The sequence below is a fragment of the Stenotrophomonas sp. YJH_SMC_123 genome (assembly GCF_059368215.1).
In genome coordinates this window covers 263,197-287,021 of sequence record NZ_JCAFRM010000008.1, presented here as the reverse complement: position 1 = coordinate 287,021, position 23,825 = coordinate 263,197, and the positions used below count along the sequence as shown (strand labels likewise).

The 23,825-nt window shown below is 68.2% G+C and carries 26 protein-coding genes; 16 read left to right on the top strand and 10 right to left on the bottom strand.

The genetic code is table 11. From position 1 onward, the window contains the following. Nucleotides 1-52: 52 nt before the first annotated feature. The gene (locus AC5P5W_RS18015; protein ID WP_142234819.1) at nucleotides 53-796 is read right to left on the bottom strand and encodes an SDR family oxidoreductase; all 744 of its coding nucleotides are present in this window, start codon (nucleotides 794-796) and stop codon (nucleotides 53-55) included. Nucleotides 797-902: 106 nt separating this feature from the next. Between AC5P5W_RS18015 and AC5P5W_RS18010 the strand changes: the two genes are divergently transcribed. Continuing rightward, nucleotides 903-1,856 carry a LysR family transcriptional regulator gene (locus AC5P5W_RS18010; RefSeq protein WP_134808936.1) on the top strand — a complete coding sequence of 318 codons (954 nt, stop codon included), beginning with the start codon at nucleotides 903-905 and terminating at the stop codon, nucleotides 1,854-1,856. Nucleotides 1,857-1,875: 19 nt separating this feature from the next. On the opposite strand, the gene AC5P5W_RS18005 is transcribed toward AC5P5W_RS18010, so the two are convergent. The 4 genes from AC5P5W_RS18005 to dkgB are packed head-to-tail and all read right to left on the bottom strand — an operon-like array spanning nucleotide 1,876 to nucleotide 4,943. Further along, the gene (locus tag AC5P5W_RS18005; protein ID WP_134808935.1) at nucleotides 1,876-2,199 is read right to left on the bottom strand and encodes a MoaF-related domain-containing protein; all 324 of its coding nucleotides are present in this window, start codon (nucleotides 2,197-2,199) and stop codon (nucleotides 1,876-1,878) included. After that, the gene (locus tag AC5P5W_RS18000) at nucleotides 2,196-3,134 is read right to left on the bottom strand and encodes a cyclase family protein (RefSeq protein WP_197575342.1); all 939 of its coding nucleotides are present in this window, start codon (nucleotides 3,132-3,134) and stop codon (nucleotides 2,196-2,198) included. Before AC5P5W_RS18000 ends, AC5P5W_RS18005 begins: the two co-directional genes overlap by 4 nt. Before the next feature lie 19 nt (nucleotides 3,135-3,153). Continuing rightward, nucleotides 3,154-4,128 (bottom strand): TIGR03571 family LLM class oxidoreductase, encoded by a 975-nt coding sequence (locus AC5P5W_RS17995; RefSeq protein ID WP_197575343.1) that lies wholly within the window; start codon nucleotides 4,126-4,128, stop codon nucleotides 3,154-3,156. Between the two features lie 11 nt (nucleotides 4,129-4,139). Beyond that, entirely contained in the window at nucleotides 4,140-4,943 is an 804-nt protein-coding gene (gene dkgB / locus AC5P5W_RS17990) for a 2,5-didehydrogluconate reductase DkgB (RefSeq protein ID WP_134808933.1), read from the bottom strand. A 118-nt stretch (nucleotides 4,944-5,061) separates the two neighbouring features. Between dkgB and AC5P5W_RS17985 the strand changes: the two genes are divergently transcribed. Then, entirely contained in the window at nucleotides 5,062-5,964 is a 903-nt protein-coding gene (locus AC5P5W_RS17985; protein WP_111206306.1) for a LysR family transcriptional regulator, read from the top strand. 371 nt (nucleotides 5,965-6,335) lie between these two features. Here AC5P5W_RS17985 and AC5P5W_RS17980 read toward each other — a convergent pair whose 3' ends face one another. Continuing rightward, nucleotides 6,336-6,812 (bottom strand): MerC domain-containing protein, encoded by a 477-nt coding sequence (locus tag AC5P5W_RS17980; RefSeq protein WP_032962638.1) that lies wholly within the window; start codon nucleotides 6,810-6,812, stop codon nucleotides 6,336-6,338. Between the two features lie 32 nt (nucleotides 6,813-6,844). Between AC5P5W_RS17980 and AC5P5W_RS17975 the strand changes: the two genes are divergently transcribed. The 8 genes from AC5P5W_RS17975 (at nucleotide 6,845) to AC5P5W_RS17940 (ending at nucleotide 13,468) form a co-directional block, all read left to right on the top strand. Then, the gene (locus AC5P5W_RS17975) at nucleotides 6,845-7,378 is read left to right on the top strand and encodes a ZrgA family zinc uptake protein (RefSeq protein WP_197575000.1); all 534 of its coding nucleotides are present in this window, start codon (nucleotides 6,845-6,847) and stop codon (nucleotides 7,376-7,378) included. Further along, nucleotides 7,375-8,070 (top strand): ABC transporter ATP-binding protein, encoded by a 696-nt coding sequence (locus AC5P5W_RS17970; RefSeq protein WP_134808931.1) that lies wholly within the window; start codon nucleotides 7,375-7,377, stop codon nucleotides 8,068-8,070. The genes AC5P5W_RS17975 and AC5P5W_RS17970 overlap by 4 nt, the downstream gene beginning before the upstream one ends. Continuing rightward, entirely contained in the window at nucleotides 8,063-9,316 is a 1,254-nt protein-coding gene (locus tag AC5P5W_RS17965; RefSeq protein ID WP_495221336.1) for an ABC transporter permease, read from the top strand. The genes AC5P5W_RS17970 and AC5P5W_RS17965 overlap by 8 nt, the downstream gene beginning before the upstream one ends. 2 nt (nucleotides 9,317-9,318) lie before the next feature. Next, on the top strand, nucleotides 9,319-9,870 hold the full coding sequence (locus AC5P5W_RS17960) for a DUF3299 domain-containing protein (RefSeq protein WP_049439548.1): 552 nt from the start codon (nucleotides 9,319-9,321) through the stop codon (nucleotides 9,868-9,870). Then, nucleotides 9,860-10,477 carry a DUF3299 domain-containing protein gene (locus tag AC5P5W_RS17955; RefSeq protein ID WP_046430871.1) on the top strand — a complete coding sequence of 206 codons (618 nt, stop codon included), beginning with the start codon at nucleotides 9,860-9,862 and terminating at the stop codon, nucleotides 10,475-10,477. The genes AC5P5W_RS17960 and AC5P5W_RS17955 overlap by 11 nt, the downstream gene beginning before the upstream one ends. Continuing rightward, nucleotides 10,477-11,223 carry a hypothetical protein gene (locus tag AC5P5W_RS17950; protein ID WP_197574997.1) on the top strand — a complete coding sequence of 249 codons (747 nt, stop codon included), beginning with the start codon at nucleotides 10,477-10,479 and terminating at the stop codon, nucleotides 11,221-11,223. The genes AC5P5W_RS17955 and AC5P5W_RS17950 overlap by 1 nt, the downstream gene beginning before the upstream one ends. A 150-nt stretch (nucleotides 11,224-11,373) precedes the next feature. Beyond that, nucleotides 11,374-12,906, top strand: coding sequence for an MFS transporter (locus AC5P5W_RS17945; RefSeq protein ID WP_197574995.1), 1,533 nt, complete (start codon nucleotides 11,374-11,376; stop codon nucleotides 12,904-12,906). A gap of 4 nt (nucleotides 12,907-12,910) precedes the next feature. Beyond that, on the top strand, nucleotides 12,911-13,468 hold the full coding sequence (locus tag AC5P5W_RS17940) for a TetR/AcrR family transcriptional regulator (protein ID WP_142234808.1): 558 nt from the start codon (nucleotides 12,911-12,913) through the stop codon (nucleotides 13,466-13,468). Nucleotides 13,469-13,785: 317 nt separating this feature from the next. Here AC5P5W_RS17940 and AC5P5W_RS17935 read toward each other — a convergent pair whose 3' ends face one another. After that, entirely contained in the window at nucleotides 13,786-14,667 is an 882-nt protein-coding gene (locus tag AC5P5W_RS17935) for a cupin domain-containing protein (protein ID WP_197574993.1), read from the bottom strand. 106 nt (nucleotides 14,668-14,773) lie between these two features. Here AC5P5W_RS17935 and AC5P5W_RS17930 point away from each other — a divergent pair, with 106 nt between their 5' ends. Then, nucleotides 14,774-15,310 (top strand): carboxymuconolactone decarboxylase family protein, encoded by a 537-nt coding sequence (locus tag AC5P5W_RS17930; protein ID WP_197574991.1) that lies wholly within the window; start codon nucleotides 14,774-14,776, stop codon nucleotides 15,308-15,310. A 39-nt stretch (nucleotides 15,311-15,349) separates the two neighbouring features. Here the strand turns inward: AC5P5W_RS17930 and fdhD are convergent, their stop codons facing one another. After that, nucleotides 15,350-16,198 (bottom strand): formate dehydrogenase accessory sulfurtransferase FdhD, encoded by an 849-nt coding sequence (gene fdhD, locus AC5P5W_RS17925; RefSeq protein WP_032962653.1) that lies wholly within the window; start codon nucleotides 16,196-16,198, stop codon nucleotides 15,350-15,352. Nucleotides 16,199-16,442: 244 nt separating this feature from the next. Between fdhD and AC5P5W_RS17920 the strand changes: the two genes are divergently transcribed. The 3 genes from AC5P5W_RS17920 to AC5P5W_RS17910 all read left to right on the top strand — a co-directional run bounded on the left by AC5P5W_RS17920 (nucleotide 16,443) and on the right by AC5P5W_RS17910 (nucleotide 19,749). Further along, nucleotides 16,443-18,728, top strand: a complete 2,286-nt coding sequence (locus AC5P5W_RS17920; RefSeq protein ID WP_495221335.1) for an FdhF/YdeP family oxidoreductase — start codon at nucleotides 16,443-16,445, stop codon at nucleotides 18,726-18,728. A 23-nt stretch (nucleotides 18,729-18,751) separates the two neighbouring features. Further along, nucleotides 18,752-19,093, top strand: a complete 342-nt coding sequence (locus AC5P5W_RS17915) for a hypothetical protein (protein WP_197575002.1) — start codon at nucleotides 18,752-18,754, stop codon at nucleotides 19,091-19,093. 116 nt (nucleotides 19,094-19,209) lie between these two features. Next, nucleotides 19,210-19,749, top strand: coding sequence for a DUF411 domain-containing protein (locus tag AC5P5W_RS17910; RefSeq protein WP_080281925.1), 540 nt, complete (start codon nucleotides 19,210-19,212; stop codon nucleotides 19,747-19,749). A 116-nt stretch (nucleotides 19,750-19,865) separates the two neighbouring features. On the opposite strand, the gene blaL1 is transcribed toward AC5P5W_RS17910, so the two are convergent. Continuing rightward, nucleotides 19,866-20,735 (bottom strand): L1 family subclass B3 metallo-beta-lactamase, encoded by an 870-nt coding sequence (gene blaL1, locus AC5P5W_RS17905; RefSeq protein ID WP_100450128.1) that lies wholly within the window; start codon nucleotides 20,733-20,735, stop codon nucleotides 19,866-19,868. A 203-nt stretch (nucleotides 20,736-20,938) separates the two neighbouring features. Between blaL1 and AC5P5W_RS17900 the strand changes: the two genes are divergently transcribed. After that, a complete protein-coding gene (locus AC5P5W_RS17900) occupies nucleotides 20,939-21,205 on the top strand; it encodes a hypothetical protein (RefSeq protein ID WP_197574986.1) in 267 nt (88 codons plus the stop codon). A gap of 9 nt (nucleotides 21,206-21,214) precedes the next feature. Next, complete coding sequence (locus tag AC5P5W_RS17895) at nucleotides 21,215-22,393, top strand: low temperature requirement protein A (protein WP_046430856.1); 1,179 nt, start codon at nucleotides 21,215-21,217, stop codon at nucleotides 22,391-22,393. Here the strand turns inward: AC5P5W_RS17895 and AC5P5W_RS17890 are convergent. Next, nucleotides 22,390-23,817, bottom strand: coding sequence for a coiled-coil domain-containing protein (locus AC5P5W_RS17890; RefSeq protein ID WP_495221334.1), 1,428 nt, complete (start codon nucleotides 23,815-23,817; stop codon nucleotides 22,390-22,392). The two genes, AC5P5W_RS17895 and AC5P5W_RS17890, sit on opposite strands and share 4 nt — an antisense overlap. Nucleotides 23,818-23,825: the final 8 nt, after the last annotated feature.

The window sequence follows — 23,825 nt, the reverse complement described above, 5'->3', positions numbered from 1 at the left end:
GGGCTCGGCTCTACAAGGGCGTCGCGCCATGCGTGGATGCCACCTGTGCGATCTACACCATTCCGCCGTTGGCGCGCAGCACCTGGCCGTTGATCCATCCGCCATCGGCACCTGCCAGGAACCCCACTGCACCGGCGATGTCCTCCGGCGTACCCAGCCGCTCCAGGGGGTTCATCTTCGCCAACCGCTCGATCAGCTCGGGCGATTTTCCATCCAGGAACAGATCGGTGGCGGTCGGTCCGGGCGCCACGGCGTTCACGGTGATGTTGCGCCCGCGCAGCTCCTTGCTGAGGATTGCGCCCATCGTCTCCACCGCCGCCTTGCTGGCCGCATACACGCTGTAGTTCTCCAGCCGGATGCCGACCACGCTGGTGGACAGGGTGATCAGCCGGCCACCGTCGCGCACCCGTCGCGCGCTTTCGCGCAGCACGTTGAAGGCGCCCCTGAGGTTGATGCCGATCACCCGCTCGAACAGGGCGTCGTCGGTATCGGCCAGTGGTGCCAGCTGCAGCACCCCGGCGCTGTTGACCACCACGTCGATGCCGCCGAAACGGGCTTCGATGGCGTCGAAGAGCTGGCGCACCGCCTGCGGATCGGACACATCGGCCTGCAGCGCGATGGCCTGCGCGCCGGCGGCGTTCAGTTCGGCCGCCAAGGCTTCGGCGTCGTCGCGGCGGCCCGCATAGTTGATCGCGACCGCGTGGCCATTGGCGGCGAGCCGACGCGAGATGGCGGCACCGATGCCACGGGATCCGCCGGTGACCAGGGCGACAGAGCGGGCGGGGGAGAGGGTCATGGTGACTTCCACGGGGACACGCCGAAGTGGCGCAGCGCCATCTTCGCGAAATCGCGCTTTCGGATAATCCTGCATAATCCGCCAACATCATCCGGATAGCCGAACAATGGACCGCTTCACGGCCATGCGCGCCTTCGTCCGTATCGTCGAGCGCCGCAGCTTCACCCGGGCCTCCGAGGACCTGGGCCTGCCGCGGGCCACGGTGACCGACGCGATCAAGGCGCTGGAACAGCGGCTGGGCGTGCGCCTGCTGCACCGGACCACGCGGCTGGTGGTGCCGACGCTGGAAGGCGAGGCCTTCTATGGCCGTTGTCTGCGCCTGATCGCCGACATGGACGACGCCGAGGCCGCCTTCCGTGACGCGCCGCCGCGCGGCCCCTTGCGCATTGAGGTGCATGGCACGCTGGGCCGGCACCTGCTGTTTCCCCACCTGCCGGAGTTCCTGCAGCGCTACCCGGAGATCGAACTGGAGGTCAGCGAAGGCGACCGCTATGTCGATCTGCTGCGCGAAGGCGTGGATGCGGCGCTGCGGGTGGGCACGCTGGCCGACAGCGATCTGGCGGCGCGCCGGTTGGCGATGCTGCGCGAGGTCACGGTGGCCGCGCCGGACTACCTGCAGGCCAAGGGCGTGCCAGGCAGCATCGAGTCCCTGCTGGGCGGCCATGAAATGGTGGGCTATCGCTCCAGCGCCACCGGCCAGCTGATTCCGCTGGAGTTCCAGCAGGGCGGGCAGGTGCGCTACGTGCCGCTGCCGGTGCGGGTGCGTGTGTCCGGTGCGGATGCGTTCCTCGGCGCCGCGCTGGCGGGCCTGGGCATCATCCAGGCTCCGCGCTACCGGATGGACCCGTATATCGCGCGCGGGCAGCTGGTGGAGCTGTTGCCGGACGCGCCGCCGACCCCAAGCCCGTTGAGCCTGGTCTACCCGCGCAACCGCACGCCGTCCCCACGCTTGCGGGTGTTCATCGACTGGGTGGCCGGGGTGTTCGAGCAGGCCGGGGGTGCCGGCCAGCGGCCGGCACTGCCGGAGCGGCACGCGAAGCTGCCCGACCGCACGCGGTAGTGCCGGCCGCTGGCCGGCATCACAGCGCGTGCAGCGGCCCTTGCATGCGATGGAAACTGCCATCGGTGGCGGTGAACCAGGCCAGCGAATGCCCGCCCGCGAAGTCATCGACATGCACGACCGTAGCGCCATCGGCTTCCTGCCACGAAATGGCATAGACCCCGTCGCTGATCCGCTGCCACTCACAGGCGGCTTCGCCCTGCGCACCGGCATAGGCGCCAGAGACGATGGCGTACTGCACGTGGCGGCCATCGGCGCTGTAGACATTGTCGGCGGCCAGGCCGTCATAGCTGACGCGGAAGCGGCGGCCGGCGAACACGGGAAGGTCAGCGGCGGTGTTCATCGGATTGCCACCGGGTTGATGTTGACCTGGGTCGAACCGACGTACAGCGGCTGGCCGAGCACGAACAGGAATTCCCAGGCCTTGTCGCGCACCAGGGCACGGCTGTCGATCAGCTCCAGGTTGTAGATGCCACGCTTGGCCAGCATGTACTGGTTGATCGGGAACTCCTCGGCACCATTCGGGTTCGGGTAGACCTCCGAGGCCCAGGTGTCGCCACCGAAGGCGACGATGCCCTGGTCGGCCAGCCACTTCGCCGCCTCCATGCCGATACCCGGTTCCACTTCCAGGAACTGTTTGTCGTCCTTGCCGATCAGTTCCAGCCAGCCGGTGTTGAACAGCACCACGTCGCCCTTGCGCAGGCGCAGCCCCTGCTTCTTCAGCACGGCCTGGATGTCGGCCACGGTGAACTCGGTGCCGCCGGGCACGATCGCCTTGCCGTAGTACGTGGTCATGTCCAGCACGACGCCACGGGTGACCATCGGCGGCACCTTCTCGACGCCGAGCTTGCGCACCCCGTCCACGGTGACGAAGTCGGCGGCCTTGTTGCCGTTGTAGTAGACGTTGTCGATGCCGATATGGCCGATGCCGTTGAGCTGGGTGCCAACGCCGGTCCAGGCGTTCACCAGTTCATCGTTGAAGGTGAACTTGTTGGGGCCCAGCGACTTGCCAGCCTGCTGGCCGACCTGCACGTTGTACAGGCGGAAGCTGCGGTGGCGGAACGCGGGCAGGTTCTTGTCCACCGGCACCGCCAGCGGATAGGTCTTGCCGGTCCTGACCAGCGTGACCGCGTGCTTGACCACGTCGGCGGTCAGCAGGTTGGCCGCGCCAATCTCGTCGTTGGCGCCGTAGGCAGAGGGGTACCAGTCCTCGGCGGTGGCCTGGAAGGACATCGGCAGGGTGGCCAGCGCTAGCGCGGCCAGGGTCTTCATCTTCATGGCAAAGCTCCGGTAACTGTCAGGCCGTCGCGGGGGCGGCAAGCGGGGCATGCGGCGCAGCGGCGCCGGCGTGGGCCGGGAAGTGCGGCAGCACGTACTCGGCGATTTCGTGGAAGGTTTCGGCCAACGGCCGTTCGTTGCGGCGGAACTGCAGACCGATGTGGTCGACACCGGCCGCCTGCATGGCGTGCAGCTCGGCCAGCAGGGCGTTGCGGCCGCCGCGCAGGCCGAAGCGCCAGCGCTGCAGAGGAGCATCGGCATCGGCCACCAGGTCCAGGTGGATGAAGCTGGCATAGGGCTTGTTGCCGGCCACGGCGCGCCAGGCCGCCACGCGTTGTACATGGTCCTGCGGCGTGCCCGGGTAGGCCAGGCAGCCATCCATGTGCTGGCCGATCCACGCCGGTTGCTGCTGGGCCAGGCCGGCCACGAACAGCGGCAGGGCCGGGCCATCCGCGGGCAGCACGCCCAGGCCCTGCGGCAGGTGCGCGGCAGCGCCTTCGCGCAGCAGTGCGATGTGCTCGCGGAAGCGGCTGCCACGGCTGTCGAAGTCGCGGCCGAACAGCGGGTACTCCACCGGGCGGTCGCCACTGGCCACGCCCAGCAGCAGGCGGTCACCGCTCAGCCGCTGCACGCTGCGTGCCGACTTCAGGGTCAGCAACGGCTCGCGGATCGGCAGCACCACCGCGCCGGTACCCAGCAGGATGTGCTCGGTGATGCCGGCCAGGTAGCCGAGGTAACTGAACACCTCGAACACCTGTGCGGCATCGCCGAAGGCCGGGTCGTACACGGGCACGTCGCGTACCCACAGCGCACGGAAGCCAAGGCGGTCGGCCAGCCGTGCCAGCTCCGCATGGCGCTGCAGGTCCGGTTCGCCGGGCAGGCGTCGCGCGGCGTGTCGTGCCTGTTCGCCCAGCGGCGTCCAGTCATTGTCCAGCGGTGCTTCGATGCCGATGCTGAAGCCACCGGCCTGCAGACGCGTCAACGCACTGCCCATGGCGAGGCTCCTCAGTCCCAGGCCGGGGCCAGGCCCGGCGGATCGACTTCGCGGCCGTTGCGGTCAAGCGCAGCGATCGCGGCCATGTCATCGGCATCCAGGTGCAGGTCCTGGGCGAGCAGGTTGCTGGCCAGGTTCTCGCGCTTGGTCGAGGACGGGATGACCGAGTAACCCAGTTGCAGTGCCCACGCCAGCGCGACCTGCGCCACGGTGGCCTGGTGCTTGTCGGCGATGGCGGCCAGCACCGGATCCTTCAGCACCTTGCCGTAGGCCAGGGTCATGTAGGAAGTGACGGTGATGCCCTGGTCCTGCAGGAAGGCGGTCAGTGCCGGGTTCTGCAGGTAGGGGCTCAGTTCGATCTGGTTGGTGGCGATCTCGCCGGCGCCGACCACCTCGATGGCCTGCCGGGTCAGCTCGATGTTGAAGTTGGACACACCGATCTGGCGGGTCAGGCCCAGCGTCTTCGCTTCGGCCAGAGCGGTCATGTACTCGCGCAGTTCAACGCCATTGCCCGGCGCCGGCCAGTGGATCAGCAGCAGGTCGACGTACCCGGTGCGCAGCTTGGTCAGGCTGTCGCGCAGGCTCGGGATCAGCTTGTCGGCAGCGTAGTTGTCCACCCAGATCTTGGTGGTCAGGAACAGCTCGTCGCGCGGGACGCCGGATTCGGCGATGGCCTGGCCGACCTCGGCTTCGTTGCCGTAGATCTGCGCGGTATCGATCGCACGGTAGCCGACGTCGAGGGCGTTGCGCACCGAATCGATGACGGTCTGGCCGGTCAGGCGGAAGGTGCCGACGCCAAAGGAAGGAACGCTCATGATGGACTCCAGGGACTTCGTTGAGAGCCGGTGGGCTCGGGACAGGGCGAAGTGTGGGCGCTTTACATTTGTTGATTAAGCCGTGTATACGGGAAACGCTTTTGCGCCGAGGTAAAAAATGAAAACCACCCTGGATGAGCTGAAGGCCTTCGTGGCCGTGGTCGACAGCGGTTCGATCACTGCCGCGGCCGAAGAGCTGGAGCTGACCATCTCCGCCACCAGCCGCACCCTGGCGCGGCTGGAGGACAAGCTGCAGACCACGCTGCTGCGGCGGACCACGCGGCGGCTGGAGCTGACCGAGGAGGGAGCCGCATTCCTGGAGTACGCGCGGACGATCCTGGCCACGGTGGACGAGGCCGAGGAACAGATGGCCGCGCGGCGGCTGCAGCCGGTCGGGCGCCTGCGCGTAGACGCCGCCACGCCGTTCATGCTGCACGTCATCGTGCCGTTGCTGGAGGGCTTCCGCGAGCGCTACCCGCAGGTGGAGCTGGAGCTGAATTCCAATGAAGGCATCACCGACCTGATCGAGAAGCGCACCGACGTAGCGTTCCGCATTGGCGTGCTGCGCGATTCCACCCTGCATGCGCGGCCCATCGGCCACAGCCGCATCCGCGTGGTGGCCAGTCCCGAGTACCTGCGCCGGCGTGGCACGCCCACGCGGGTGGAGCAGCTGCGCGAGCACGACCTGCTTGGCTTCACCCAGCCCAGTTCGTTGAACGAATGGCCGCTGCAGGATGCCGATGGCGGCCCTTTCGTGATCGAGCCGGCGATTGCTTCATCCAGTGGCGAGACACTGCGGCAGATGGCGGTGACCGGGCTGGGCATCGCCTGCCTGTCCGACTTCCTGACCCGCCAGGACCGGCGTGACGGCCGCCTGGTGCAGTTGTTCGCCAAGCAGACGCAGGAGGTGCGCCAGCCGATCAACGCGGTGTACTACCGCAACACCGCGCTGGCCGCGCGCATCACCTGTTTCGTCGACCACGTGACGCAGACGCTCGGCCAGCGTCCGTTTGACGAATAAGGCGGCGTAGCGCCGGCCGCTGGCCGGCTGCCGGGTCTCTGGGGCTGCCGGCCAGCGGCCGGCACTACCGACTGAGCGTCACCTGTTGCGTGGCCCATGTACGGATGGGTAGAGCCGGCCGCTGGCCGGCTGACGGGTCCCTGAGGCTGCCGGCCAGCGGCCGGCACTACCAGCTGTGTATCACCTGATGCGTGGCCCATGTACGGATGGGTAGCGCCGGCCGCTGGCCGGCTGCCGGGTCTCTGGGGCTGCCGGCCAGCGGCCGGCACTACCAGCTGTGTATCACCTGATGCGTGGCCCATGCATGGAGGGGGTAGAGCCGGCCGCTGGCCGGCTGCCGGGATCCCGCAGCTGCCGGCCAGCGCCCGGCACTACCGGCGGTTGTGCAGCGCGCGCCGGTTGCCGATGTGCGCGCATGCCAGCAGCACGCCACCACCAGCTGTCGCCACGCCATGCCAGAGCAGTGATTCCTTCAGCGGCAGGTATAGCGAGGCCGACAACAGCAGGAGGGCGCCGACGCAGGCCAGCCTTGCAGGTCGCCAGCGCCCATGCCGGTGAACCCCGGCCAAGGTGCTCGCCAAGGCCAGCGACGAGGCCAGCAGCGCAAACACCCATTCCCAGCGCGACATCATCAGCAGCACCGTCATCGCTCCATGGCCGGGGTGCTGGAACGAGCGCAGCGCCATCATCGCTGCCGGCACGAAGGCCAACAGCAGGGGCAGGGCGATGCAATGGGCGGCGCAGGCCAGGGACAGCCAGGCCCCGGCTAGATCGAAGCGGGGGTGCCAGCGTGCCGAAGCTGGCGGCTGGGCCAGGGCCCTTGCAGGCGTCGTGGGGATGTGGTCCATAATGTTACATAGTAACAATTGGAGCCTCTCCCATGAAGCGTTCTGCTGCTCTTTTCCTGCTGCTGGCTGCCAGCGCTGCACAGGCCCATGATGTCCGCCAGCTCGGTGCGCACGTACACGGCCAGGCCACCGTTGATCTTGCGCTTGACCAGCAGACGCTGGAATTCGCCCTGCAGGCGCCCGGCATCGGCATCCTTGATTTCGAGCGGCCGCCGGCCAATGCAACCGAGCAGGCCGCGCTGGCGCGTGCGATTGCGCTGCTGCAAAGCGGCAGCTGGGTCACCTTGCCCACCGCCGCGGGCTGCCGCCTTATCGCGAACGATGCCAGGGCCGAGGGCTTCGATGCGATGGCTGCCGCGCCGCCGCCCGGTCAGCATCGCCACGCAGGGTTCAGCGCAACCCTGCGGTACCAGTGCACCAAGCCCGCCGGGTTGCGGGCCATCGTCGTGCGCCTGCCCGCAGTATTCCCGGGCCTGCACGAAGTGATCGTCAACAGCACCACCGCCCATGGCCAGAACCGCAGCGTGTTGACTGCGGACAATCTGCGCGTGGTGCTGGCACCGTGAGCATGCGACCGGTGATCGTGCTGGATGGCGTGCAGTTCGGCTATGGCCGGCGGCTGGTGCTGGACGTGCCGCGGCTATGGATCGAGCAGGGCAGCAGCGTGCTGCTGCGCGGAATCAGTGGCGGTGGCAAGAGCACGCTGCTGAGCCTGCTGGCGGGCGTGCTGCTGCCCGGCAAGGGCCGCATCCAGGTCGCCGGCCACGCGCTGCAGGCGATGCGTGGTGCCGCGCGGGATCGCTTCCGCGCCGACCACCTGGGCGTGATCTTCCAGCAGTTCAACCTGCTGCCGTTTCTCAGCGTGCGCGACAACATCGCACTGGGCCTGCGCTTCTCGCGCCTGCGCAGTGCGCGCATCAGCGGGCCGTTGAATGCCGAGATCGCGCGACTGCTGCAGGCCCTGCAGCTGGACCCCGGGCTGATGCAGCGCCGCGCCGGCACGCTCAGCGTCGGCCAGCAACAACGCGTGGCGGCGGCACGCGCGCTGATCGGCCGCCCGGCGTTGCTGCTGGCTGATGAGCCGACCTCGGCGCTCGACCGCGACGCGGCGACCGCGTTCCTGAAGCTGATGTCGGCGCAATGCGAGGCGGCCGGCACCACGGTGCTGGTGGTCAGCCATGACGACAGCCTGCAGCCGTTGTTCGACCGCACGATTGCCCTGTCTCAGATCAACCAGGCAGGTGCCGGCCATGCTTGAGCTTGCCTGGGCCAGCCTGCGCAGCCGCGCGTTGAGCGTGGGCCTGACCGTGCTGGTCATCACCCTCAGCGTGGTGCTGTTGCTGGGTGTCGAGCGTGTGCGCACGCAGGCGCACGAAGGCTTCGCCAGCACGGTGTCGGGCACGGACCTGATTGTCGGTGCGCGTTCGGGGCCGGTGAACCTGCTGCTGTACGCGGTGTTCCATATCGGTGACCCCACCAACAACGTGTCCTGGCAGTCCTACCAGGCGCTGTCCGCAATGCCGCAGGTGAAGTGGGCGGTGCCGCTGTCGCTGGGCGATTCCTGGCGCGGCTACCGGGTAGTGGGTACCACTGGCGGCTACTTTGAACACTATCGTTATGGTTCCGGTCACGCGCTTGCTTTTGCACAGGGGCAGCCCTTTGACGATCTGTATGACGCGGTGATCGGTGCGGAGGTGGCACGCGCGCAGAAGGTCGGCCTCGGCGACGAGATCGTGCTGGCGCACGGCACCGGCGCGGTCACGCTGGCCACGCATGCCGACAAGCCGTTCCGGGTCTCCGGCATCCTGCAGCGCAGCGGCACGCCGGTGGATTCGTCGCTGCTGGTCTCGCTGCCGGCGATCGAGGCCATCCACGTCGACTGGCGCTCGGGTGTGCAGCTGCGCAGCCAGAGCGTCAGTGCCGAGCAGGCGCGCCACCTCGATCTGACCCCGACCAGCATCACCGCTTTCATGCTCGGCCTTAACTCGCGCATCGCCACCTTTTCGGTGCAGCGCAGGATCAACGAGTATCCCGAAGAGGCGATGCTGGCGATCCTGCCCGGGGTGACGCTGCAGCAGCTGTGGCAGTCGCTGGGCACGGCCGAGCGCGCACTGCAGCTGATCAGCGCGATGGTGGTGTTGCTGGGCATGGTCTCGCTGGTGGCGTTGCTGGTCTCGACGCTGCAGCAGCGGCGGCGCGAGATGGCGATCCTGCGTGCGACCGGCGCGCGGCCGGGTTACATCGCCGGCCTGCTGGTAGTGGAAGCGGTGGCAACCAGTGCCGTGGCCTGCGTGCTGGCGTTGGCGCTGCTGGTGGCTGCCAGCATGGCCGGACGCGGCTGGGCCCTGGCCACGTTCGGCCTGTCCATCACCCATGTCTGGCCGGATGGCCGCGAGCTGGCCTGGGTGGCGGGTGTGTTGGCGATCAGCGCGGTGGCCGGGCTGGTGCCGGCGTTGCTGGCCTACCGGCGCACCTTGGCCGATGGCCTGTCGCCGGGAGGCTGAGCATGCGCTGGATGCTGTCATTGCCGATGGTACTGGCGCTGGCAGCCTGCGAGCGGCCGGTGGATACCGGTGTGCAGGCGTTGCCACCTCCGCCGGTTGTCGACCACGCTGGCGCTGCGGATGCGGCGGAGCAGGAACTGGACTGGTTGCAGATGATGCCCAAGGACGAGCTGGCCGCGCTGGAGCGCGGAGAGGGCCCGGAGGTGGAGCACAACGGCAACCGGCGCATGCCGCAGTTCGGCACGTTCCGTACCGTGGATACGGTGCTGCAGCGTCCGGTGCGCCTGCCCGGCTACGTGGTGCCGCTGGCCACTGCGCAGGACGGGCGCCTGACCGAATTCCTGTTCGTGCCGTACTACGGCGCCTGCATCCACGTACCACCGCCGCCACCGAACCAGATCGTGCACGTGGTGCTGCCGCGCCCGATCGCCATGCCGGACATGTACTCGCCGTTCTTCCTGGCCGGCACCCTGCGTGCCGAGCGGCTGGATGATGATCTGGCCGGTTCCGCCTACACCATGCGCGATGCCCAGCTGAGGCCCTATGAACCGTAGCGCTGTGTTGCTGCTTGGATGCGTCTGGTTGGCAGGCTGCACGTCACCGGGCGGTGATGCCGTGGTGGCCACGCCGCGCGACAAGCCGTTGCCCTCCGCCGCGCCCGAAACGCCTATCGACCGCTGGGACGCGCTGCGGCCGGACGAAGTGACCTATCAGCGCCCGCCCCCGCAGATCGGCTTGTCACGCAATGGCATGGACGGGGTGGGCGGCCTGATCGACGACACCGGCTCGGGCACGCCACCGGGGCAGGAAATCGACCATTCCAGCCCGGATCGCGCCAAGCAGTTCGGCTCTTCGCGCGTGGTCGACGCTGTCGACGGTCGCGCGGTGGATCTGGATGGCTACGTGGTACCGCTGGGCACCAATGATGCCGGGCTGGTCGATGAGCTGCTGTTCGTGCCGTTCTATGGTGCGTGCATCCACGTGCCGCCGCCGCCACCGAACCAGATCATCCATGTGACCCTGGCCACGCCGATCGCGCTGGGCGATCTTTGGGACCCGTACCGGTTGGCCGGCCGCCTGCAGGTGAAGCGCTTCGATGCGGACATTGCCAGCGCGTCCTACGATGCCGCAGCGGCCACGCTGACGGCGATCCACGACTGATGCGCATGCGCTGGATCCTGGCTGCCGGGGTGCTGGTGAGCGCAGTCGTGCTGCTGGTGTGGTGGCAGCGGCAGCGCGCACCCACCGCGCCGCCGTTGGTCGCGTTTCCAGCACCGGCGTCCGACGCCAGCCAGCGCATCGAACAGCGTTTGGGTGACGACCACGCGTTCCGCAACGACGTGCTGTTCCTGCTTGCGGCAACAGTGCGCGACCGCTGCCAGCCAGCGCAGGCGGGGCTGCTGGCGCGCATGGCCAATCGTGCGTCGCTGCCGGTGCTGGCGGCGGTGAGTGCGGTGACCCAGCAGGATCCATCGCTGGACCGGCCGATCTACCAGTACATCCAGCATCGCGCCGATGCGACGCGGTGCGGGCAGCCGCTGCAGATGCCGTTGGCCGCTGGGCGCAGCATGGCGTTGGACATCGAACAGTACGCGCGCACATTCCCGGACAGCTACTTCGACCCGCAGCGCAGCAGTGAACCCCGGGATTTTGGTGGACGGTCGTTGCAGCAGCGCGCTGGCAACGCCTGCAACAGCGTGGTGTATTCGGTGCTGCCGCTGGGTGGCACCGACTGGCGGTGCAGCAGCCTGCGCGCGAATGCCCGCGCGCGGGTGCGCGGCCTGTGCGAGGACGAGCTGCGGCGCCAGCACGGGGCAACGGGCGGGGAGCTGGACATGGCCGTGGGGCAGGGCATGCAGGCGGCGGTGGTAGCGGCGATTGCTGCGCTGCCGGAAGACTGCCGGTGATGATCCCGGACACCAGCCAAGACCGGGCATGAGGGGCACGGCAACATGAACATTGCCCGGACCGCAATCTGAGCCGCTGTCGCCGTCTTCATAACTATACAGGACATCCTGTATAGTTATTGCCGTAATCCACCCTCACCAGGTTCTCCCATGGCTTCGTCCCAGCCCTTGGCCGGTGCTCCGGCCCTGTCGCGTGCCCGTCGCTGGGCACTGTTGTTCACCGTCGCCGCCGGCCTGCTGCTGGTCACGCTCGACAACTCCGTGCTCTACACCGCCCTGCCCACGCTGACCGAAGAACTCTCGGCCAGTGCCGGCCAGGCGCTGTGGATCATCAACGCCTATCCGCTTGTGATGGCCGGCCTGCTGCTGGGTGCGGGCACGCTGGGCGACCGCATCGGCCACCGCCGCATGTTCCTGATCGGCCTGGTGGTGTTCGGCGTGGCATCGTTGGCAGCGGCGTTCGCCGACACCGCAGGGCTGCTGATTGCCGCGCGCGCCTTCCTGGCGGTCGGCGCGGCCGCGATGATGCCGGCCACGCTGGCGCTGATCGGCCTGAGCTTCCACGAAGCGCGCGAACGCAACATCGCCATCGCGATCTGGGGTTCGGTGGCGATCGTCGGTGCGGCGCTTGGCCCGATCATCGGTGGCTGGCTGCTGCAGCATTTCTGGTGGGGCTCGGTGTTCCTGATCAACGTGCCGGTGGTCGTGGTCGCGTTCGTGGCCACGCTGCTGCTGGCACCGGAAGGCCAGCGCGACCCCTCGCGACCGTGGGACCTGGTTTCGTCGCTGCTGGCTCTGGCTGCACTGTCCGGCCTGGTGCTGGCGATCAAGTCGCTGATCGCTACGCCGCCGTCGTATGCGCTGGGTGCAGGCGCGCTGCTGCTGGCCGCCATCAGTGGTGCGGCGTTCGCGCGCCGCCAGCAGCAGCTGCCGTACCCGCTGCTGGACTTCGCGATCTTCCGCAATCCGGCGTTCCTGGCCGGCACGTTGTCGGCGGTGTTCACCCTGTTTGCGATGGCCGGCCTGCAGCTGGTCACCACCCAGCGCTTCCAGCTGGTGGCGGGCTTTTCGCCGCTGCAGGCGGGCCTGCTGGTGTCGGTGGCCGCGCTGGGCAGCCTGCCCAGTGCGCTGCTGGGCGGCAGCATCCTGCACCGGGTGGGCCTGCGCCCGCTGATCTGTGGCGGCCTGGCCACAGGTGCGCTGGGTGTAGGCGTGGTGGCATTCGGCTTCCCGCACGGCCTCGGCTGGGTGGTCGCCGGCATGGCGATCACCGGCTTCGGCATGGGTTCGGCCATCTCGGTGGCGTCCACCGCCATCCTCAACAACGTACCGGCGCACCGTGCGGGCATGGCCTCGTCGGTGGAAGAGGTGTCCTACGAGTTCGGTGGCCTGCTGGCGGTGGCGATGCTGGGCAGCTTGAGCGCGGCGGTGTATGGCGCATTCCTGCCGGTCTCGGCCGACATGCCCGCGCTTGCACGGGAAGGCTTCACCCAGGCGCTGCACGTGGCACGTGAAAGCGGGCAGGGCGAGTGGTTCGCACTGGCCACGGCCGCGTATGACCGCGGCTACCAGATCGTGCTGCTGGTGATCACGGTGGTGCTGGCGCTGGGCGCTTCGATCATCGCGCGCCTGCTGCGCGGGCGCGTCGGCAGCCGCGTGGGTGCGGCCGATCGCGTAAAATGACGCGATGAGAACCAGCAAGCGCGACCGCATCCTCGACGCCGCCGTCAACGTGATCAATCGTGACGGCGTGCGCGCAGTGACCTTCGAGTCGGTGGCGGCCGAGGCCAAGCTGACCCGCGGCGGCCTGCTGTACCACTTCCCCTCGCGCGAGGCGCTGCTGCGCGGCATCGACGAGCACCTGGTGCAGACCTGGGAGACGTCGATGGAAACGCTGCTGGGCAAGCGCGCAGACGAAGCCTCGGCGCTGGAGCGTTACCAGACCTTCGTGCGCGTCTCGGCGCAGAGCGCTACCCGTGCCGAGCTGATGTTCATGCTCGAATCGGCCGACCCGGACGCCGATGAGCGCCCGTGGGGGCCGGCGGTACGGCGTTGGGCGCCGTTGCCGCCGTCGGCCGGGCAGAGGGACCCGGCCGCGCTCGACAATTTCGTGGCACGGCTGGCCGCCGACGGCCTGTGGATCTACGAGGCGATGTACGAGGGGCAGCTGGATGAAAGCGTGCGCGCCCAGGTGGCCGAACGGATCGCCGGGCTGCTGGCGAAGCCCGATGGAACGTCCAGTTGAGCGGGCAGCCGGCGCGCCGACATCGCCCGTGGTAGAGCCGACCGCTGGTCGGCTGCTCTTCGGTCACATCACGAAAATGCCGCATCGATCATCCGTGGTAGAGCCGACCGCTGGTCGGCTGCCCTTCGGTCAGGCCACGGAAATGCCGCTTCGATCACCCGTGGTAGAGCCGACCGCTGGTCGGCTGCTCTTCGGTCAGATCACGAAAATGCCGCATCGGTAGAGTCGACTGTTGGTCGACTGCCCTTCGGTCGGACAACGAAAATCCCGCGCGTCGCGCGATGGTCGACCAGCGGTCGACTCTACCCCTCATCCATTTACCCAGCCTGCGCGGCGCCCGCGGCCAGCCACGCCCTCGGCGAAGCCCCCAGCCGCTTGCGGAACGCCTTCGACAACGATGCGGTATCGGCAAACCCCACCTCGATCGCCACCTGCTTGACCGCCACGCCGGCCCGCAGCTGCGCGCAGGCCAGGCTCAGCCGCCAGTCCAGCAGGTAGCTTGCTGGCGTTGCCTGCATCACGTCCTTGAACACGGCCGCGAACGCGCTGCGCGACATGCCGGCGGTCGCGGCCATGCGCGGCAGCGTCCATTCGTCCTGCGGTGCCTGGTGCATCGCCACCAGCGTGCGTGCCAGCCTCGCATCGGACAGCCCCCGCATCAACCCGTGGCTGACGCCGGCTGCATCCGGGTGGTCGACCACCCAGCGCAGGATCTGGATCAGCACCACCTCGAACAGGCGGTTGGTCAGCAGCCGTGACCCGCAGCGCTGGCGATCGGCTTCGGCGAACAGCAGCTGCAGGGTGTCATCCAGTTCGGTGATCGCGGCCAGCGGCACCACCATCACCGGTGGCAGCGACTGCACGATCGGATTGCGCGCGCCACCATCGAAATCCAGCGTGGCACAGGTGAAATCCGGGCCGTCCAGCGGAGCGTTGAAGAACACATGGTGCAGCGGCTGCGGATACAGCAGGAGGCTGGGTGTATCGATCTTCAACCGGGGCAGCGCGCTATCGCCCCCAGGATGACGGACTTCCATCTCACCCTGGCGCAGGATGTGCAGGAACGCACGACCGGGCTGCGGCTCGAAGACATGCTGCCCGCACAGCGGGCCACTGTGGAACAGCGCCGCCTGCACCCGGAAGCGTTCCAGCAGCGAGGAGAGTCGATCTGGCGCAGGGGTGGCGGCGCGCATGCTCATGGACGTATGGACAACATATGTGGCGAATTGAGGATGTTGCGTCCAGGGAGTCTGCCTAGGATGAGCGGGTCGTCCAATCCCGGGCGCTTTCCCAAGGAGATCCACCATGTCCCGTGTCCCCCTGATCGATGCCGCCAACACCACCGCCGACCGCCAGGCCCTGCTGGGCCAGGTCCACGCTGCCTTCGGCGCCACCCCGGCCATGTTCCGCGCCGTGGCCAACTCGCCGGCTGCCCTGCAGAGCATGTGGGGTTCGTTCGGCGCGCTGGGCGGCGGTCGCCTGTCGCCGCTGCTGGGCGAGCAGATCGCCGTGGCCATCGCCAACCGCAACGCCTGCGAGTACTGCCTGGCCGCGCACACGGCATTGGGCCGCAAGGCCGGCGCCAGCGGTGAGCAGATGGCTGCCGCGCAGATCGGCCAGTCCAGCGACCCGGCCACTGCGGCGGCGCTCGACTTCGCGTTGAAGGTGGTCGAGCAGCGTGCGCAGATCGCCGACGGCGACGTGCGGGCGCTGCGCGCGGCCGGCTTCGATGATGAGCAGGTCGTCGAGATCCTCGCGCATGTGGCGCTCAACCTGTTCACCAACTACGTCAACGTGGCGTTCGACGTGCCGGTGGACTTCCCGAAGGTCGCGCTGCGCTGAGGTGTACCGGGCCGGGGGACGCAGTGCTCCCGGCCATCCTCAGCGGGCGTGGCCGTCGTGCGCCTGCAGCCGCTCCGGATGGGTATACACATTGAACCCGCTTTCCCGCGCGAACCCGACCAGGCACAGGCCGGCGCTGCGGGCCAGATCGATCGCCAGCGCGGTCGGCGCGGACACTGCCGCCAGCACGCTGGCGCCGGCGCGCACTGCCTTGCTCACCATCTCGTAGCTGGCCCGGCTGGAAATCACCAGCAGGCCGCCTTCGATGGCGTGTTCGTTGTGGTGCAGGGCGCCGATCAGCTTGTCCAGTGCATTGTGGCGGCCGACGTCCTCGCGTACCCAGCCGATGCGCCCACTGGCGTCGGCCCAGGCCGCGGCATGGATCGAGCCGCTTGCCGCATTCATCGGCTGGTGCTGCGCCAGGCTGGCCAACGCCCGCTGCAGGGCGGTGGCGGAATAGCTGCGGCGCTCGCGGATCTGCGGCAGTGGGCGCAGCACTTCTTCCAGCTGGCGCGTGCCGCACAGGCCACAGCCACCACGGCCGGGCAGCAGGCGTCCCTTGTCGGGGTCGAGGTTTGCGCCGGGCGCAGCCTCGTCCACGGTCATCTGCAGCTCGATGCCTTCCAGCTGTGGGTGGATATCGATCGACAGCAGCTGCGAGGGCGCGCTGATCAGGCCTTCGCTGAGCGAAAATCCGAGTGCGAAGTCCTCCAGATCACAGGGTGTGGCCATCATCACGGCAAAGGCGGCATCGTTGTAGCGCAGCGCCACCGGCACTTCCTCGGCCACCACGTCGACCTGCTGCTGTTGCGTGCCGCCGCGCCAGCGCTGCAACGGGCGTTGGGCGGTGCCGGCAGGCGGGGTGTGCGGCGGGATCGAATCAGGCATGCAGCGCGTCCGGACAAGGGAGAAACGCGGGCGGGCCACCGCCGGCGGTTTCGAGGATAGCGCAGTGGTTGCGCGCAGACGCGGCTGTAACCGTTGCCATGGCAGGTTGTGCTGAAATCAGCCGGTGCCCTCTGGCGAAGCGCCGTGGGCCGTGCTTGACTGTGCGGCTGGTCGTGCCACTGAATGCACCGCCGGACCGCGTTGTGCCGTTCGTTGTTGTGTTCCTACTGCCAGGTTCCCGAACATGTCCGAGCAGAAACCGCCGCGTTACAAGCCCTACAACCAGCCCGCCGGAGGCTGGGGTGCCGCCGGCGCCACGGCCAAGGTGCTGCTGCAGCAGAGTGTGATCGGCAAGGGATCGAAGGCATTGCTGGCGATGAACCAGCCCGGTGGCTTCAAGTGCCCCAGCTGCGCGTTCCCCGATGCCGACGAACGCAAGAAGCTGGAGTTCTGCGAGAACGGCGCGAAGGCACTGGCCTGGGAAGCCACCCAGTTCCGCGCCGGCCGCGAACTGTTCGCCCGGTACACCGTGACCGAACTGATGGCGCAGACCGACTACTGGCTGGAGATGCAGGGCCGGCTGACCGAGCCGATGCGCTACGACGCAGCCACCGACCACTACGTGCCGTGCAGCTGGGACGATGCCTTCGCGCTGATCGGTCGCCACCTGCAGGCGCTGGACAGCCCGCACCAGGCCGAGTTCTACACCTCCGGCCGCACGCCCAATGAAGCCGCGTTCCTGTATTCGATCTTCGTGCGCGAGTTCGGCACCAATAATTTCCCGGACTGCTCGAACATGTGCCACGAGCCGACCAGCCGTGGCCTGCCGCCGGCCATCGGGGTGGGCAAGGGCACCATCGTGCTGCAGGATTTCGAGCATGCCGAGGCGATCTTCGTGATCGGCCAGAACACCGGTACCAATTCACCGCGGATGATGAGCAACCTGGTCGAGGCGCGTAAACGCGGCATCCCGATCGTGGCGGTCAATCCGATGCCCGAGCGTGCGCTGATCCGCTTCGCCGAGCCGCAGGACGTGGTGCAGATGGCCACGTTCGGTTCGACCGAGATCACCAGCGAGTTCGTGCATATCCGCATCGGCGGCGACCTGGCCCTGATCAAGGGCATGATGAAGGTGATGTTCGAGCGTGAGGCACAGGGCGAGCGCGTGCTCGACCATGATTTCCTGTCGGAGCACACGGTGGGCCTGGAGGCGCTGCGCGAAGACGTGATGACGCAGGACTGGGACCAGATCGTGCAGGTGTCTGGCATTTCGCAGGCGCAGATCCGCCGCTGTGCGGAGATCTACATCCGTTCCAAGGCCACCGTGATCTGCTACGGCATGGGGCTGACCCAGCACCAGTACGGCTCGCGCCTGCTGCAGCAGGTCGCCAACCTGCTGTTGCTGCGTGGCAACTTCGGCAAGCCCGGCGCCGGCATCGGACCGATCCGTGGGCATTCCAATGTGCAGGGCGACCGCACCGTCGGCATCGACGAGAAGCCCAAGCCGGCCTATCTGGACCGCGTGCAGCAGGTGTTCGGCTTCGACCCGCCGCGCGAGCATGGCCACCACGTGGTCGAATCCATCGAGGCGATGCTGGACGGCAGCGCCAAGGTGTTCATCGGCCTGGGTGGCAACTTCATCCATGCCGTGCCCGATACCCCGCGTGCGTATGAGGCAATGCGTGGCCTGGAGCTCACCGTGGGCATTGCCACCAAGCTCAACCGCGGGCACCTGGTCCATGGCCGCGATGCACTGATCCTGCCGGTGGTGGCGCGCTCGGAACGCATCGTTACGCCGGCCGGCGAGCAGTTCGTCACCATCGAAGACGCGATGTCGAATGTCACCGCGTCGCGCGGGGTACTGGAGCCGGTCAGTGCCGAGGTGTTGCCCGAGGTCGAGATCGTCTGCCGGATGGCACTGGCCACGCTGCCGGACAGCAAGGTTGACTGGGCCGGCTGCATGCACGACTACGCGCCCATCCGCGAGCTGATTGCCGCGGTGTATCCGGAGATCTACACCGGCTTCAACGAGCGCATCCAGCAGCCACACGGTTTCCATCTGGACATTCCGCCGCGCCGCCGGGTGTGGCCCACGCCCAATGGCAAGGCCAACATCCTGGTGATGCCCGGCCTGGACGTGGACGATCCGGTGCACGATCCGGACATGCTGCGGTTGGCCACGGTACGCTCGCATGATCAGTACAACACCACCATCTACAGCTGCAACGATCGCTATCGCGGCGTGTACAACGATCGCATGGTGCTGTTCATGAATATCGAGGACCGGCTGGCGCGCGGGCTGGAGAAGGAAGCGCTGGTCAGCCTGGAGACGATCAGCGGCGATGGCGTGCAGCGCCGCATCGAGGGCCTGACGGTGCTGGACTACCCGATGCCGCGCGGCGCGCTGGCCGGTTACTACCCGGAACTGAACCCGTTGCTGCCGCTGGACTACTACGACCGGATCAGCGGCACACCCGCAGCGAAGTCGATCCCGGTGCGGATGCGGGCGATGGCGGCGGCGATTGCGTGACGCGCATCGGCTATCATCGGCGGGTGAACCTGCCTGGCCTGCTGCTGCGATGGATGCTGCTCGTTGCCCTGGTGCTGAATGCACCGGCGCTGGCGCTTGCCTCGTCTTCGTACGGCGGGTCGGCCAACCAGGATCACTGCGCTGCACCGCACGCGGCCGCGCTGGCGGCAGCCGGCTGCTGCGATGATGCGGCCCGGGCGGCCTGCCAGAGCGGTGAGTGCGAATGCCCGCCGGCCTGCCTTGGCATGCTGGCCACGTTGAGTGGAACGCCCGCCTCGCCGTGGCGCGAGGCGCCTGTAGCTGCCCGTTCCCAGCAACGCGCATCGCCCCCGATGCCGGACCCGTTGCGTCCCCCCATCGTGTGATGTCCTGCAGGCGCTCGAGCGCCTGCCATGACTGTTCGACTCTTTCTCGCCTCTGCCTGCGCCTTCGATGCGCGGGCGGCGGGCCGCGTTGCCCGCCTCAGCAAAGGAATCACTCAATGAACCGTTCTCTCTCCCTCGGCCTGCTGCTGGGCACCGTGCTGGCCACCACCGCCTGTGCACGTGCCGCCGAAGAATCCGCCGCCGCACCGGTCGCCAGCAAGGCTCCGGTGGCACCGATCCAGGCCAGCCCGGCCAAGGTCGATCCGGCCCTGCCGGTGGCCATCGTGCACAAGACCGCCAGCTGTGGCTGTTGCGGTATCTGGGTCGACCATCTGAAGGCCGCGGGCTTCCAGGTGGACGTGCGCGATACCGATGACATGAATCCGATCAAGGTCCGCCTGGGCGTGCCGGTCGGCAAGGCCTCCTGCCATACCGCCGAGATCGGCGGTTATGTGGTCGAAGGCCACATCCCGGCCGAGGACATCAAGCGCCTGCTGGCCGAACGCCCGGCCGCACGCGGGCTGGTGCTGCCCGGCATGCCGGCCGGTTCGCCGGGCATGGAAATGCCGGATGGTTACGTGCAGCCGTACACCGTCGAGCTGGTGCGGACCGACGGCAGCACCGAGCCGTTTGCCCAGCACGGGCAGGGTGGCTGATGGAAGGCGGGTGCCGGTCGTCCTGACCGGCACCCTTCGACGCGTCTTGTGTAGGGCTGAGCCTATGCTCGGCTGTGTTTGGCCGGCAAGCCGAGCATGGGCTCGGCTCTACAGGATCAGCGTGCCGTGGCTGTTTCCTTGGCCAGCTGTGCGTCGAACTTCTTCTCGGCCGCATCCGCGTAGGCCTTGCAGGTCAGGGCGTTGGCTCCGGCCTCTGCACCCGCGGCATAGTTCCAGTTGCTGGCGCCCGGATGCGGCGTCAGCAGCAGGTCGCAGGGCAGGGCGCGCACCGTAGCGAAGCTGCGCCGGTAGTCCTCGACCAGGCGGGGATAACGGGCGTTGCCCTGCAGCTGGTAGCCCGGCGCACTCAGGCTGTCGGCGTAGGCGATGCGCACCGGCTGGCCATCGCGGGTATCGGTCCAGGTCCAGGCGGTGCTGCCTGGGGTGTGCCCCGGCATGAAGTGCGCGGTGAACGCGATGCCGCCTACGGTGACCCCTTCGCCATCCATGATGATGCGGTCGGCGCTGGCCGGCGGAAAGGTGATGCTGTCGCCAAAGTGCAGGTCGTTGCTGCCACCGCGCGCCAGCAGCACGGCCGATTCGGCGTTGGCCGCTACGCTGGCGCCGGTACGGCGCTTCAGCTCCGCCACCGGGCCGGCATGGTCGGCGTGTGCGTGGCTGAGCAGGATCAGCCGTAGATCCTGTGCTGCCACCCCGCGTGCCTTCATGTTGTCCAGCAGGTGACCGGCCATCTGCGGCATGCCGCCGTCGAGCAGTACCGCACCGTCGGCGGTCTGCACCAGCAGCGCGGTCAGGTCCTCGGTGCCGATCTGCCAGGTGTGGTCGGCAATCTGCAGCGGTGCCATCGGCTGCAGCCACGAGGCGTCCACGGTGTAGGCCTGCAGCTGCGGCAGCGGTGCGTCGGCGGCAGTCACATCAAAGGCAAGTGTGGCAGTCAGGGCAAGGGTCGTCAGGCAAAGGCGCATGGCGGAGAGGTGTCTGGGCAGGGTCGGATGAAACTACCACGCGGGCCGGGCGGACCGTTTCGCGAATAATTCATGGCTGCGATAAGGTGCGCCGCAGCCTGCCCAGGGATTGTTCGCTGGCCATGGATTGTGAATCCACCTCCACGGGCTGGAGCGCAGAATCGGCCGGGGCTAGCCTGCTACCAGGCTCAAGGAGGTGGACCATGCACGTGCTCATGGTGATGCTGGGTGGCGTACTGCTGCTGGGGGTATTCGTGCTGTTTGGCCATCTCTGGAGCACGGGCACCTCGCAGCTGCCCACGGCACTGATCGCCTTCATCGCCACCTGGCTGCTGGTGGCCGTGGCCAACATGTGGGTAGGGGGCAGCAAGGCCGGCTACGCGGTACGCGAGGAGCTGCCGATCCTGTTGCTGGTATTCGCCGTGCCGGCGCTGCTGGCCGGTTTCCTGTACTGGCGCCTGGCGCGCTGAAGGAGTTCCATGAGTACCCGACTGCGCCTGCCCGCGCTGCGCCACCGCGATGGCCATCATGCCCGCGTTACCTACGAAGAACTGTTCTTCGACCTGGTCTACGTGTTTGCGGTCACCCAGCTCAGCCACCATCTGCTGCACCACCTGGACCTGGCCGGCGTGCTGCAGACCCTGGTGCTGTGGTTCGCGGTCTGGCTCGGCTGGCAGTACGCGTGCTGGGTCAGCAACTGGTTCGACCCGGAGGCGCCGCGCATCCGGGGCCTGATGTTCGCCACCATGCTGCTGGCGTTGTTGATGTCCTCGTCCATTCCCGAGGCATTCGCCGATCGTGCGTGGATCTTCGCCGGGGCGTACGCCACGATGCAGGTCGGACGCACCGCCTTCGTGCTGCTGGAAGTCGGCCGCAACCATACGTTGGCGCCGAACTTCCGCCGCATGCTGGCCTGGGTCAGCGTGTCGGCCTGCTTCTGGCTGGCCGGCGCGGCGGCCGAGGGCCACCTGCGGCTGGCACTGTGGGCGATGGCGGCGGCCTGCGAATACATCTCGCCGATGTTCGGCTTCGCGTTCCCGGGCATGGGCCGGTCGCACACCCGCGACTGGACCATCGAGGGCGGTCACCTGGCCGAACGCTGCCAGCTGTTCGTCATCGTCGCACTGGGCGAGACGTTGCTGGCCACCGGGGGCGTGCTAAGCGACGTCGAGCACTGGAGCCTGCAGGTGATCTCGGCGGTGCTGGCCACCTTCGCTGGCACGATTGCCATGTGGTGGCTGTACTTCGGCATCTCCAGCCGCGATGCCACAGAGGCCATCACCCACGCCGAGGACCCGGGCCGGATGGGCGCCAATTTCCATTACGTGCATGCCCTGCTGATCGCCGGCATCATCGCCACCGCGGTGGGCAACGATCTGGTCATGGACCATCCGGCGGCGGCCGTCACCACGGTGTACGCCACGGTGATGGTGGCGGGCCCGCTGATCTATCTGCTGGGCAGTGCCCTGTACAAGCACGTGGTCTATGGGCGCGCGCCGCGCTCGCACCTGCTGGGCGCCGCCGCACTACTGATGCTGGGCCTGGTGTTGCCCTGGATGCACCTGCTGGCCGCCGGATGGCTGACCAGCCTGGTGCTGCTGGGCGTGGGGTTGCTGGATGCGCGGCTGAAGCGGCGCACCCGGCCGTTGCCGGGCTAGAACCCGCCGCCGGTCTTGAAGTCACCGCCGCCGCTGATACCACCGCCGCTGTGGAAGCTGCTGCCGCTGGAACTGGAGCTGGAGCTGGAGCTGGAGCTCGAACTGGAGCTCGAACCCGAGCCGGAACTGCTGGAACCGCCCGAAAGCAGGTCGAACAGGCCGCCAGAGGAGCGGGTGGTGCTTCGGCTGCTGGTGGTGCTGAAGAAGGATGCGGCGACGGTGGCCGGCGCGGCGGCCCGGTAGCTCGGCGCCTCGTAGGCCTGGCGCTCGATGTCTGCTGCCGCCTGGTAGCTCCTCCGCGCCGCCTGCAGGCTGTCCAAGCGCTTTTTCAGCACGGCCATTTCGCGGGTGTGCTCGCCTACCATCCCATCGATCTCGCCCAGGCGCAGGCGACTGCGATGGATGTGCTCGAGCACGGCATCGTCCTCGCCGGAGGCGGTGGCGGCCACGCGCCGGTACAGGTCGTCCATGCTCTTGGCCGACAGCGTGCGCGCCAGCGCGGTGAGCAGGGCGCTGCCTTCGGCATCGGTCCAACTGCGGAAGCCGTCGATCTGTGCCTGCTTGGCATCCACGGTCTGACGATGCAGCTGCTCGGCCAGCAGCGCCTGCGCTACTGCGCCCTGTGCCGTCTGCAGCTGCTGGCGCAGCGGGTCGCCACCGGCGCGGGCGAGGGCGGCATCGCGGGCCTGCTGTACCGGTTGGCGGGCCGCCTCCACGTCGTCGCGGGCGCGTCGGGCATGTTCCTGCAGATAGGGCGGAAGCTCGACCAGCGTGGCGTACTCGCGACGGGCACGGTCAAAGCCGCACAGTTCGGCCAGCCAGCCGTCGACGGTGCGCACCAGTGGCCAGCCGCGGTAGGCCGTGCTGCCGTAGCTGCGCCGGTGCAGGTACATGAAGATCGGGTCGGCCTGATAGGCGCCGGCCTTGGCGTCATGCTCCGATTGGGCAGAGGAAGCCATGCGCTCGACCGTGTCGGCACGCGCCACGGCCAGCTGCAGGTCGTCCTGCAGCGCCCTGTAGGTAGGTTCCGCTTCCAGCGTGGTGTCCACCTGGTCCTGCAGGGCCTGCCAGCGTCCGCCGGCGGCGTCGCGTGCGGCAACGGCCTCCTGCGACCGCTGCTGCAACGACTGCTCGATGTCCAGCAGCGCCTGCAGTTCGTCGTCCAGCACCGCCGCTTTGCGGTCACGGCGCTGCAGATCGACGCTGGACTGCTGCAGCAGGTCCCGGGCCAGCATCGGCGGCGCATCGTTTGCGGCCTCGGCCTGCAGGCGCGCCAGGGCGTTGAAGTCGTCGCGGACCCGCCCGTGCAGCGCTTCCTGTTCCTTGATCAGCTCCCGGCACTGGTCGCCACGCGCGGCCAGTTGTGCCTGCACCTGGCCGATATCGGTTTCGACATCGGCAATCGCGTCGTTCAGGTCTCTCATGTCAGTTC